Source organism: Dinoroseobacter sp. PD6 (assembly GCF_028807315.1).
Lineage (GTDB): Bacteria > Pseudomonadota > Alphaproteobacteria > Rhodobacterales > Rhodobacteraceae > Dinoroseobacter > Dinoroseobacter shibae.
Map to the genome: position 1 here is coordinate 22,577 of NZ_JARAMN010000008.1, position 12,028 is coordinate 34,604.

10 protein-coding genes and 1 tRNA gene are annotated in these 12,028 nt (G+C 65.6%); 3 read left to right on the plus strand and 8 right to left on the minus strand.

Features of this window, described 5'->3' with window-relative positions; all coding sequences use genetic code 11:
- Window positions 1–246: 246 nt before the first annotated feature.
- The 5 genes from PVW48_RS13680 to PVW48_RS13700 form a co-directional block, all read right to left on the minus strand.
- Window positions 247–870 carry a queuosine precursor transporter gene (locus PVW48_RS13680; RefSeq protein WP_274581754.1) on the minus strand — a complete coding sequence of 208 codons (624 nt, stop codon included), beginning with the start codon at window positions 868–870 and terminating at the stop codon, window positions 247–249.
- Between the two features lie 89 nt (window positions 871–959).
- Window positions 960–1,841, minus strand: a complete 882-nt coding sequence (locus tag PVW48_RS13685) for an esterase-like activity of phytase family protein (RefSeq protein ID WP_274581755.1) — start codon at window positions 1,839–1,841, stop codon at window positions 960–962.
- Entirely contained in the window at window positions 1,814–2,713 is a 900-nt protein-coding gene (mepA, locus tag PVW48_RS13690; protein ID WP_274581756.1) for a penicillin-insensitive murein endopeptidase, read from the minus strand. The genes PVW48_RS13685 and mepA overlap by 28 nt, the downstream gene beginning before the upstream one ends.
- Window positions 2,710–4,041, minus strand: coding sequence for an MFS transporter (locus PVW48_RS13695; RefSeq protein ID WP_274581757.1), 1,332 nt, complete (start codon window positions 4,039–4,041; stop codon window positions 2,710–2,712). Before PVW48_RS13695 ends, mepA begins: the two co-directional genes overlap by 4 nt.
- A gap of 61 nt (window positions 4,042–4,102) precedes the next feature.
- Window positions 4,103–4,639 carry a thioesterase family protein gene (locus PVW48_RS13700; protein ID WP_012179996.1) on the minus strand — a complete coding sequence of 179 codons (537 nt, stop codon included), beginning with the start codon at window positions 4,637–4,639 and terminating at the stop codon, window positions 4,103–4,105.
- Between the two features lie 124 nt (window positions 4,640–4,763).
- On the opposite strand from PVW48_RS13700, the gene PVW48_RS13705 reads away from it, so the two are divergent.
- From PVW48_RS13705 to yaaA, 3 genes are all read left to right on the plus strand, one after another.
- The gene (locus PVW48_RS13705; protein ID WP_012179995.1) at window positions 4,764–5,051 is read left to right on the plus strand and encodes a YggT family protein; all 288 of its coding nucleotides are present in this window, start codon (window positions 4,764–4,766) and stop codon (window positions 5,049–5,051) included.
- A gap of 82 nt (window positions 5,052–5,133) precedes the next feature.
- Window positions 5,134–7,173, plus strand: coding sequence for a DNA helicase RecQ (gene recQ / locus PVW48_RS13710; RefSeq protein ID WP_274581758.1), 2,040 nt, complete (start codon window positions 5,134–5,136; stop codon window positions 7,171–7,173).
- A gap of 58 nt (window positions 7,174–7,231) precedes the next feature.
- Window positions 7,232–8,035: a peroxide stress protein YaaA gene (gene yaaA, locus PVW48_RS13715; protein WP_274581759.1), complete on the plus strand. Its 804-nt coding sequence runs from the start codon at window positions 7,232–7,234 to the stop codon at window positions 8,033–8,035.
- On the opposite strand, the gene PVW48_RS13720 is transcribed toward yaaA, so the two are convergent.
- From PVW48_RS13720 to PVW48_RS13730, 3 genes are all read right to left on the minus strand, one after another.
- Entirely contained in the window at window positions 8,032–10,491 is a 2,460-nt protein-coding gene (locus tag PVW48_RS13720) for a response regulator (RefSeq protein ID WP_274581760.1), read from the minus strand. The genes yaaA and PVW48_RS13720 overlap by 4 nt on opposite strands.
- Before the next feature lie 88 nt (window positions 10,492–10,579).
- Window positions 10,580–11,764: an acetyl-CoA C-acyltransferase family protein gene (locus PVW48_RS13725; protein WP_274581761.1), complete on the minus strand. Its 1,185-nt coding sequence runs from the start codon at window positions 11,762–11,764 to the stop codon at window positions 10,580–10,582.
- Between the two features lie 178 nt (window positions 11,765–11,942).
- A tRNA-Arg gene (locus PVW48_RS13730) sits at window positions 11,943–12,019 on the minus strand.
- Window positions 12,020–12,028: the final 9 nt, after the last annotated feature.

Sequence of the window (12,028 nt, forward strand, 5' to 3'; positions counted from 1 at the left end):
TAATGCGAAAGGGCCGCCCGGTTCGGGGCGGCCCAGCCGAAAGTTTCGGAGGTGGGGTCGGTTAGATAAGCCTGTCTTGCAAACCGATCCGCTGGGGCGATCACGTCGCCAAGGGCTGCCTCAGAGGCGCGCCTCCCCAGTTGTCCCGACACCTCTCTCCAATACCTTTTTAGACACTGGATCACCTCCTTTCGTTTGTTGAACCTCAGGAGATGCTGCCACAGATTTTGTGTATGTCAAAACTTTTTATGCTAGGTTTGGGCGAAGGCGGCGCAAAATCACTCGAAACGGGATGAGCGCCAGAATGGCGAGCGACAGCTTGACCATCCAGTCCGCCACGGCCAGCGACACCCAAAGCGGTGCGACCGGCCCCAGACCGAGCAGCGGCACCGCCTCTCCGGCCCAGGACACGTCGTTTGTCGGTTCCAGGAAAGTCAGGGCGCCTGAGAACGCGATGGTGAAGAAGATCGCCGTATCCAGGCTCGATCCCACCAGGGTGGAGGCCAGCGGTGCCCGCCACCAGGAGCCTTCGCGCAGCCGGTTGAACACGGCGATGTCGACAAGCTGTGCGGTCAGAAACGCGAGGCCCGAGCCGATGGCGATGCGCAGGGTCACAAGCGGGCCGAATTCACCCATGATCTGCGTGCCGATCAACGAGCAGACCACGCCGACGGCAAAGCCCACGGCCACAACTCGACGCGCGGCCTGCGCCCCGTAGAGCCGGTTCATCAGGTCCGTGACCAGAAACGCCAGCGGATAGGTGAACGCGCCCCAGGTCAGCCAGTTGCCGAAGAGGAATTGCACGAGAATGTTGGAGGCGACGACGATGGCCGCCATGGCGACGATGCCGGGCAGATGAATACGGGTCATGTCTGTGGTCCGTTTTTACAAGGTTGCGGAGACTTGGCGCCGGGGGCGCGGATAGTGCGGTCTAACGCCTGTGGCGCAGGCCCGCAACCCTAGTCGAGCCGGTACTCCACGATCTCCGTGCGCTGCAGGAAACGAAAATTGTCGTCGGAAATCATGGTCATGCGGATGTCTCCCGCACCATCTCGCCAGACCGAGATGCCTTCGAGGTTATCATGGGTGCCGGCGGCGGTCTCCAGCAGCGTCACTTCCGACACCACCCGCGCACCTTCGGCGATCTCGAACCGTCGGACCCGCGTGGCAAAGAACAGGCCGCGCAGCGCACGTTCCAGCAGGTAAAGACGCCCATCCGGCCCGAAATCCATTCCGACCACCAGGAAATCCCCGTCCCGCCGCAGGGCGAAGGGCACACTCCATGCCTCGCCGTCGAACCGATAAACCGGAAAGGGCCGGTCCAACTTGCCTGAGCGTTCCGGCACCATGTAGATCCAGCCACGACTGTCAGCGGCCAGTGCTTCGAGGCTGGAATTGTTCTGGAACTCGTCGAAAAAGGCCGGACGGGGTAACCGGCCCAGCATGCGTCCTGTTTCTGGGTCGTGGAACTCAACGCGGTGATAGCCTTCAAAGGAAATCAGCAACCGACCATCGGGATATCGGTGCAGCCCCTCGGAATCCCTGAAATACTCAGGCAGACCATCACCGTTCTTCCGAAGCAGCGGCATCAGTCGACCGCGCGTGATCCCGTTCAGGTTACCGTTCGCATCGCGGCTCAATACCCCATCTGCGAGCACCGCGCGGTCCCCGAGGGCCACGATGTCGGTCCCGTTCTCCGCCACCGCCAACCCGGAAAACCCCCCGAAAAGCGGGTGAGGATCCGTCCACGTTATCCGACCGACCAGCTCCGCCGCGCCCGCGGTCGAAGCCCACAGGACCAGGCAACAGACCGCTAGCGCGCGGCGAGGACGGTTTGGCATTGCTGCGGCAGATCGGCGAGCACGAAATCCCGCGCATTGGGCCGTTTCGGCGCCGGCTTGGCGGGTTTCGCGGTCTTTTTCGGCGGGTCGAGCGCGTCGGTGACCCACCAGTTCAGGGTCTCGTCGCAGCCCGTGCCGCCCTTGGACAGCTCGCGCACACTGGGCGTCTGGGTCTGGCACCCGCCCATTCCCGAAGGGCATTTCAGCCGAACATGGAAATGATAATGATGCCCCCAGAGTGGGCGGATCTTCTGCAGCCATTTCTTGTTGCCCCGCGCCGCGTTGCACATGGCGATCTTGGCCGGTGCGGTGACGAAGATCCGGTCCACGGCAGGGTCCTCCGCGGCGGCTTTCAGGATTTCCATATGCTGCGGTGTCCAGTTGCCGTTCACCCGCCGCTGGTCTTGCGACCGCACAGAGATCGAGCTGATCTTCTCCCGCTCGGCCCGGCTCAGGTTCAGCCGTTTCGGCGGCAGCATCCAGATGTCGATATCCAGCCCCATCTGGTGGCTCTGGTGGCCCGAGGTCATCGGCCCGCCGCGCGGCTGGCTGATATCGCCGATATAGAGACCCTTCCAGCCGGGCTGCGTCGCGGCGAACCGGCTCAGCCGCTCGACAAAGGCGATCGCCTCCCGATGGCCCCAGTTGCGATTGCGGCTCAGGCGCATGGCCTGCCATGTCGGGCCGGTCTCGGCCAGTTGCTGGCCCCCTGCAAGGCAGCCTCTGGCATAGGTGCCGATCGCGGCGGGCCGGTGGGGCGACCCGCTGGATTTCGCCCCGAAGAGCGCGTTGGCCTTGGGCTCCGCCGCAACAGGTGCGGCGACCAGCGCGACGCAAAGGGACGCGGCAAGAAGAGTGAAAAAACGGATCATGGGCTGCTCGTCTCAGGGTCCGGATGCACGAACCTTAGCAGACCCAAACCACAGAGGAAGAGGGCAATCAGCGGAATGAGCCCCGCGCTTTGCGTCCCGCTGAGATCGGTGGCAATCGCGATGGTCAGCGGCGCCAGGAACGAGGTCGCCTTGCCTGCAAGGGCGTAAAGCCCGAAAGCCTCCGTCATCCGCCCCCGGCTGGCCTGGCGCACCATCATGGTCCGGCTTGCGGCCTGCAACACCCCGCCCGCCGCGCCGATCAACGCCCCGCAGATGTAGAAAATCGTGTCCGGCAAGGTGCTGTCCGGCGCCACGGGCATCCCGAACACCGCCTCGCGCGACACTGACACGATAGTGATCCCGACGCCCGTCAGGATGACGATGCAGACCGCGATCACCGGCTTGGGTCCAAAGGCGCGGTCCGCGAACCCGCCGATATAGGCAAAAATCGCGCCCGTGATCGCCGCCATGATCCCGAAGATCCCGATGTCGATCACGCTCCATTCCAGAACGCCCAGCGCATAGATCCCGCCGAAGGTGTACATTCCGTTCAACGCATCGCGGTAGAACATCGACGACGCGAGATAGGCCGCGAGGCTCCGCTGCCCCGGCAGCCGCCGCAAGGTGTCCGCCAGCCCCTTCAGCCCGGCACGCAGGTCCGTCCGGCGCGGCGGCACGGGCGGTGTCTCTCGCACCCACAGGAAGAACGGGATCATGAAGACCACGAACCACAGCGCCACGAAGGGCCCGACACTGCGCGTCCCCTCTCGCATCTCGGGGTCCAGCCCGAAGACCGGCGCGATACCCAGCAAGGTCACCCCCGCCTCGTTTTCCGCGAAAAACAGCAGCATCAGGATCAGCGCGACGACTCCACCGGCATAGCCCACGGCCCAGCCGGTGCCCGAAATGCGTCCCAACTCCGCCTTCGGTCCCAGATCCGGCAACATCGCATTGGTGAAAATCGTGGCGAACTCCATCCCGATCAGGCCAAGCCCGAAACAGAACAGGATCAGCACCACCGCCTCCGCCCCCGGCACCGCGATCCACAACATGCTCGCACCCACGAGGTAAAGCACCGAGAACGCGAGGATCCACGGCATCCGCCGCCCGGCCTGATCCGCCAGCGCGCCCAGAACCGGGGCCAGCACCGCGATGGTCAACCCCGTCGCCGTCAGCATGTAGCCCCACATCGCCTGCGCCGCGACCGGGTCGCCGACCACGGTCGCAAAATAGGGACTGAAGATAAAGGTCAGAAGCAGCGTGTTGTAGGGCTGGCTGGCCCAATCGAACATCATCCAGCCCGCTATGCGTTTTCTCGCCGCGTCCATAAAGCCCCCCGCTTGCTCGCGCGATTAAGCGCAAAGCCCCACGCCGAGGGCAACAGGTTTCTCAGCCCGCCAGCGCCGGAGGCCAGGGGCGCAGGTCTTCTGCCGCGATCCAGGCCTGCACCCAGTCCGGCAGATCCGGCGTGGCCAACCCGGGCGCCAGCGCGTCGATCAACCTTTGCGTCGGCACGATCCCCTTGGCGTCGGTCACCGCAGTGCGGAACACCGCCTGGCTCGTCACCACGCCCCGGACCAGCATGATCTGCTCGATATAGGTGAACCGCGCGTCCCACCCGATCAGCCGGGAACGCATCTCGATCCGGTCGAACATCCGGACCCGCCGCCGATACCGCACGACCGACCCCGCCACGGTCAACCCCCAGCGCTCGCGTTTCAATAGCGCCAGCAGCCCCGCGCGCTGCCCCAGCGGGATGCGGCCCAGATCGAACAGCGTCAGGGTCCGCCCGTTGTTCAGCTCCAGAAACAGGTCGAGGTCCCAGGGCCAGCAAACATGGTGGCTGACATGGGTGCCCAGCGGCTCCAGCGGCGGCAGGTTCGAGGCGCGCCAACTCTGGAACAGGAAACGGAAGATCGGGTACATGGACAGGCTCCTTCCGGTTGCACTTCGCTCCGGGTGACGCCCGCGTCAACCGTGACCTCGCGTCCCCTGCTTGCACAGACCGGCGGTGACGCATAAGTCTTGGAAAACGCGACGGAGACCGCCCATGCAATCGCTTTTCCAGATCCTCATGCTGATCCTCGACGTGGTGTGGTTCATCATCATCGTCCACATCATCATGAGCTGGCTGATCAACTTCCAGGTGCTCAACCTGCGCCAGTCCCTCGTCGCCCAGATCTGGTACGGGCTGGAGCGGCTTCTGGAACCGATCTATTCCCGCGTGCGAGCGTTTCTGCCGAACATGGGCGGGCTCGATCTCGCCCCGCTGATCGTGTTGCTCGCAGTCTATGCCGTGCGGATCATCCTGACCAACAACATCGCCGCCTTTTACTGACATATTGCGGTCCGGCGACCTTGCTCCACGATAGGGAGTATGGGATGCTCTGAAAAAAGAGCAGTCTCAGGTAAACAGGTCCATGCCCTCCGCCGACACGATCCTGTCGTCCGTCTTCGGATTCTCCGAATTCCGCCCCGGCCAGGAAGAAGTGGTCGATGCCGTTTGCGCGGGCGAAGACGTGCTGGCGATCATGCCCACGGGCGGCGGCAAATCGCTCTGCTTCCAGTTGCCTGCACTGGCCCGCGAGGGGCTGACCGTGGTGATCTCGCCTCTGATCGCCCTGATGCGCGACCAGGTAAGGGGGTTGCGCGAGGCGGGCGTGGCCGCGGGGGCACTGACCTCCGGCAACACGCCCGAAGAGACCGACGCGGTGTTCGAAGCCCTCGAAGACGGGTCGCTGAAAATCCTCTACATGGCGCCCGAACGCCTCGCCCATGGCGGCACGGTCCGCCTGTTGTCTCGCGCCGGGGTCGGCCTCCTGGCGGTGGACGAGGCGCACTGCGTCAGCCAATGGGGCCATGACTTCCGCCCCGACTACCTGCGCATCGGCGAACTGCGCCGGGCGCTCGACGTGCCGGTGGCCGCCTTTACCGCCACCGCCGATGCCGAAACCCGTGACGAGATCATCGCGCGCCTCTTCCCCGACACGGCCCCGCGCGTGTTCCTGCGCGGGTTCGACCGCCCGAACATCCACCTCGCCTTCGCCGCCAAGGACAGCCCCCGGCGGCAAATCCTCGACTTCGCCGGGGCCCGCAAGGGTCAGTCCGGCATCGTCTATTGCGGCACCCGCGCCAAGACCGAGGGCCTCGCCCAGGCCCTCCGCGAGGCCGGGCACATGGCCTGCCACTACCACGGCGGGATGGAGGCCGAGGACCGCCGCATCGTCGAGACCCGGTTTCAACGCGAGGACAGTCTCATTGTCGTGGCCACCGTGGCCTTCGGCATGGGCGTCGACAAACCCGATATCCGCTGGGTCGCCCACGCGGACCTGCCCAAAAGCATCGAGGCCTACTACCAGGAGATCGGCCGCGCGGGCCGCGACGGGGCGCCGGCCGAGACCCTGACGCTCTTCGGCCCCGACGACATCCGTCTGCGCCGCAGCCAGATCGACGAAGGCCTCGCCCCGCCCGAGCGCAAAGGTGCCGATCACGGCCGTCTCAACGCGCTGCTGGGTCTGGCCGAGGCGCTGCGTTGCCGCCGCCAGGTCCTGCTGTCCTATTTCGGTGAGGACAGCGCAGCATGCGGAAACTGCGATCTCTGCGACACCGCGCCCGAGGTGTTCGACGGCACCGATGCGGTGCGCAAGGCACTCTCGGCGGTGCTGCGTACGGGTGAAAGCTTCGGCGCGGGGCATCTCATCGACATCCTGACCGGGAACGCCACCGACAAGGTCCGCCAGCGCGGGCACGAAGACCTGCCAACCTTCGGCGTGGGCCGCGATCTGGACAAACGCACCTGGCAGGGTGTGTTCCGGCAAATGATGGGCCATGACCTCTTGCGCCCCGATGCTACCCGGCACGGCGCGCTGGTGATGACCGACGCGGCCCGCCCGCTCCTGCGCGGGGAAACCACGATCGAGTTGCGCCGTGACACCCTGCGCAAGGCCGCCCACCGCCCCGCCGTCCGTGCGCTGGTCTCGGACGAGGACGCGCCGCTCCTGTCGGCGCTCAAGGCCAAGCGCCGCGCCCTGGCCGAGGCCGCCGGGGTCCCCGCCTACGTGATCTTCACCGATCGCAGTCTGATCGAGATGGCCGAACGGCGCCCCGACACCCTCGATGCCTTCGCGGGTATAAGCGGCGTGGGCGCCAAGAAGCTGGAAAAGTACGGCGCGGCCTTTCTCGAAGTCATCGCGGGCGACCGACCGGCCCCGGCCCATCCCGCGCGCCGCAAGCTGGCCGGGCGTGCGGCCGGCAGCACCTATGACCGCCTGCTCGAAGCCCAGGCCGCCTTGGTGCGCGGTGCGGCAGGCACGGACAAGCCGCTCAGCTGTTCCGCGGCCATCCTGTCGCGGGTGGCCGAGACCCGGCCGCGGGATGAGGATGATATGGTCCGCATCCTGGGCGACCGTCGCGCGGAACGGTTCGGCGCGGCCTTTCTCAAGGTGCTGCGCGAGGCGTGACGCTGGACCGGACGTGCCCTGCACCCTAGGTATTGGCAGACCAAGAAGGAGACCGCCCATGCTGACCGTGATTTCCCCGGCCAAACGTCTCGATTGGGATGTGGCCACGCCCGCGGGCGCGACCCTGCCGGAATTCCAGGACGAGGCGATGGCTCTGGTGAATGTCGCGCGGGGGCTCGACGTGGCCGATCTGCGCAAGCTCATGGGCCTGTCCGAGAAGCTCGCGGTGCTGAATCTCGACCGCTTCGCCAGCTTCGCTGAACAGGCCGACACCGAGACCGCCCGCCCCGCCGCGCTCGCCTTCGCGGGTGACACTTACACGGGGCTGGAGGCGCGGAGCCTTTCGGACGACGAGATGGCGTACGCCCAGGATCACCTGCGCATCCTGTCCGGTCTCTACGGCGTGCTGCGTCCGCTCGACCTGATCCAGGCCTACCGGCTCGAAATGGGCAGCCGCCTCGCGACGCCACGGGGCAAGACGCTTTATGACTGGTGGGGCGACCGGATCGCGACGGCGCTCCACCGTGCCGCTGAGGCGACCGACAGTCGCCTTCTCGTGAACTGCGCCTCGCAGGAGTATTTCGGCGCGGTGGACCTCAGCGCACTTACCGTTCCCGTGGTCACGCCCGTTTTCCTCGAAGACCGCGACGGGACGACCAAGACTGTCAGCTTCTTTGCCAAGAAAGCCCGCGGCGCCATGGCCCGCTTCATCGTTCAGAACCGGGTGCGCAACCTCGATGGGCTGCGCGATTTCGAGACCGGCGGCTACCGCTTCGTCCCGGATCAGAGTACCGAAACCGCGCCGGTTTTCGTCCGCCCCTATCCCGAGGCCGCCCCGGCTGCGCGCGAACTCGCCTCCTAGCGCTCCTCGATCAGGGGCAAACGGCCCGCGGGCACCTGCGCCTCGATACGCGTGTGAATTTCCGTCTTCTTCAGCGGTTTGGTCAGGTAGTGATCCAATCCGGCGGCAAGGATCCTTTCTGCGTCGCCATCCATGGCATGCGCGGTCAGCGCGCAGATCGGCACCGGCGGCAGGCCCAGTTCCGCCTCCCGCGCGCGGATCTGCTGGGTGGCCTCCATCCCGTCCATCTTGGGCATGGAGATATCCATGAAGATCATGTCCGGACGCTCTTCTTCAAAGGCGGCGACAGCCTCTTCGCCATTGTTGGCAAAGCGCAGATCGATATTGAGTCCCTTCACCATCTTGCGAAACACAAGCTGGTTCGTCTTGTTGTCCTCGGCTGCCAGCACGCTGGTCTTGCGTAAGGGAACTTCGGCCTCTGCGGGCGCGACATCTCTCGGGGCCGGGGCTTCAACCGGCGCGTCGGTTTCCTGCACGGGGTCCGGGTCCATGGTCCCGTCGTGTGGCGCCACCGGGACTTTGGGCAGGTCCGGCGCCTTCTGCGTGGCTTTGGCCGACACGAAAGATGCGGGTGTCGCCTCCCGGGCGACCTTGGCGGCGCGGGCCGACACGAACGGCCCCGGCTCCACCACCGGGTCCGGGGCGGGCGGGGGAGAAGCAGGGATCATTGAGATCACCTCCGCACCGGCCGGAGGGTCTGCGTCCTCGGTGATCGGATCGGTGAGCTTCAGCACCTTGTTCCGCTGGGCAAGGGTATTCAGCGCCGCATAAAGATCGGCGCGCATCACCGGCTTGTTCAAGGTCACCTCGAACAGGTTGCGATCCTCTGCGGTCAATTGCCCCAGCATCGCCGAGCTGAGCAGGATCACCGGCGGCCCTCCCACCCGATCCCGCACGCGGCGGGCCAGTTCGCTGCCCGACAGGCCGGGCATGACCAGATCGGTCAGCACCGCGTCCACATCCGGATGGGCATCGAGATAACTCAACGCCTCCTCGGCTGAGGTCGCGAGCGCCACGGACACGCCCAAGGGTGCCAGTTGACGCTCCAGGATCGAGCGGTTCAACTCGCCTTCCTCCACGATCAGCACCCGGCGCAGCTCGGACGACACCGACAGGGGCGGCTCCCCGTCTGCGGCATCCAGTGGCAAGGCGATCCGGAACGAAAAACAAGAGCCTTCGCCGATCTCGGAATCCACCCAGATCTCGCCACCCATCAGGTCAATCAGTTGCTTGGTGATGGCCAACCCCAGGCCCGTGCCCTCGAAGGCGCGGTTGCGTTCGTCCTCGGCCTGGTTGAACTCGCCGAAGATGTGATCGATCATCTCCGGCGCGATGCCGATCCCGGTATCCTCGATGCTGACGATGATCTCCTGCGTGCCGTCTTCCGGCGGCATCCCGATCACCCGGATCAGCACATGTCCCTCCAGGGTGAACTTTACCGCATTGCCTAGCAGGTTGGTCATTACCTGGCGCAACCGCCCCTGGTCGCCGATGAAATGGCTCGGCAGGAAGATGTCGTAGTCGAGCATCAGGTCCACCGATTTCTCCTGTGCGGTGGGCTTGGTCAGCATCACCACATCATGCATCAACCGTTCCAGGTCGAAGGGCGCGGGATGCAGTTGCAGCTTCTCCGCTTCCATCTTGGAGTAGTCGAGCACATCGTTGATGATCACCAGAAGCGCTTCGCCCGATTTGCGGATCGTCTCCACGTAAAGCGCCTGCTCCTCGTCCAGCGCGCTTTCGTTGAGCAGCTCGGACATGGCGACCACACCGTTCATCGGGGTGCGCAACTCGTGGCTCATATTGGCGAGGAAGGCGGATTTCGCGCGATTGGCGGCCTCGGCCCGGGTCCGTGCGAGGGTCAGTTCCTGCTCGCGCTTGATGGTATCGGTGATGTTCAGGCACAGGCTGACGATGTCGCCGTCCTCGCCGCGCCGCTCCACCAGCTTGATGGAAAACCCGTTCCAGAGCCGCACCACCGCAGGCTCGATCTGCGCCCCGTTCCAGCGCATCTCCATCTGCGCGCACCAGTCCTGACGACTCAGCCCTTCGGTATCTATGATTCCCTCCTCGGCGCAGAGCCGCAGGAGTTCTGCATAGCCGATGCCCGGCGCCACATCCTCCAGCCCGTCGAAGATGGACACATAGGCCGGGTTGGCGAGGACCAGCCTCCGCGAGGCATCGAACACCGCGAAGCCATCCTCTATCGTCTCGAACGAGGTCCAGAGCCGTTGTTCCGCCCGCCGCAGGTCCGATCTGACCTGGAAATTCTCGTCCTTCAGCTCTTCGGCGGCGTGGCGCTGCTCGACGATCTGGTCGGATAGGGTGAATGCATGCCGGGAGAGCTTCTGATTCGCGGCGTAAAGCTCTTCTTGTTTCTGGGCGAGCAGGCGCTCCGCGGTCAGTCTTGCGCGCCGTTCGGCGGCGAGCTTGCTCTCGATTTCAGCGCTTTGCATCCACGGCGTCCCGACTCAGTCCATGACGCGCGCGGGCCAGTGCCGGCACGTCCTGGCCCGACACTGGCCTCAATTGGTGAATCTCCGCTTAAAGCGCTTCGAATGCGAGGGCGATTCCCTGCCCGCCTCCGATGCACATGGTCACGAGGGCGCGTTTGCCGCCGATGCGTTCCAACTCGTAGAGCGCCTTGAGGGCGATGATCGCGCCGGTGGCGCCCACGGGATGGCCAAGCGCAATCGCCCCGCCATTGGGGTTCACCTTCGCCGGATCGAGGCCAAGCCCCTTGTTGACCGCCAGCGCCTGGGCCGCGAAGGCCTCGTTGCTCTCGATCACATCGAAGTCCGAGACGCTCAGGTCGGTCTTGGCCAGCAGGGCCTGCACCGCGGGCACCGGGCCGATGCCCATCACCTCGGGCCGCACCCCGGCATGGGCATAGCCGAGGATCCGCGCGCGCGGCTTCAACCCGGCGCTCTCGGCCGCGGAGGCGCGTGCCAGAACCAGCGCCGCCGCGCCGTCATTGATGCCCGACGCATTGCCCGCCGTGACGGTGCCGTCCTTCTGGAACACCGTGCGCAGACCGGCCAGTGCCTCCGCCGTGGTGGGCTTGGGATGCTCGTCGCGCACGAAATCCACCATGTCGCGCTTCACCTTGACCGACACCGGCACGATCTGGCTGTCGAAATGCCCGGCTTCCTGGGCGCGGGCAGCGCGGGCCTGGCTTTCCAAGGCGAAGGCGTCCTGGTCTGCACGGCTGATACCATGCTCGGCGGCGACATTCTCGGCGGTCACCCCCATGTGCCCGGTGCCGAAGGGGCAGTTCAAAGCCCCCAGCATCATGTCCATCGCCGTGGCATCGCCCATCTTCTGGCCCCAGCGGGCGACCGGCATCGCATAGGGCGACCGACTCATGCTCTCGGCCCCGCCGGCCAGTCCGAACTGCGCATCGCCCAGCATCAGCGACTGGATCACCGAGACCAGCGCCTGCGCTCCGGAGCCGCACAGCCGGTTGACGTTCATCGCCGATGTCGTGTCGGGGATCCCGGCCTCCATCGCGGCGACCCGCGACAGGTACATGTCGCGCGGCTCGGTATTGATCACATGTCCGAAGACCACATGACCGATCTGCGCGCCTTCCACCCCGGACCGCTCCAGCGCGGCCTTGGCCACCGTGGCCCCCAGCGTAATCGGGGCCGTGCCCGCGAGGCTGCCGCCGAACGTGCCGATCGCCGTGCGGGCGCCGTCGAGAATGACGATGTCTTGATCCAATGGCATGGGGGTCCTCCCTCCTCGATAACCAGTTGCGCGGGCAGGCATACGCGCTTCCGCGACCAAAGTCGCGAGGGCAAGAGCGCGCAATCCGCCACCCCGGCCATAGCTATCCCGCACAGCCCAAGCGACCGTGCCGCTGCCGCAGCAGCCATGCCTGATTTCGGAAAGCCTGGGGAAGGCGTGGTGACCCCGGCAGGACTTGAACCTGCAACCTATCCCTTAGGAGGGGATTGCTCTATCCAGTTGAGCCACGGGGCCGTCCGGCAC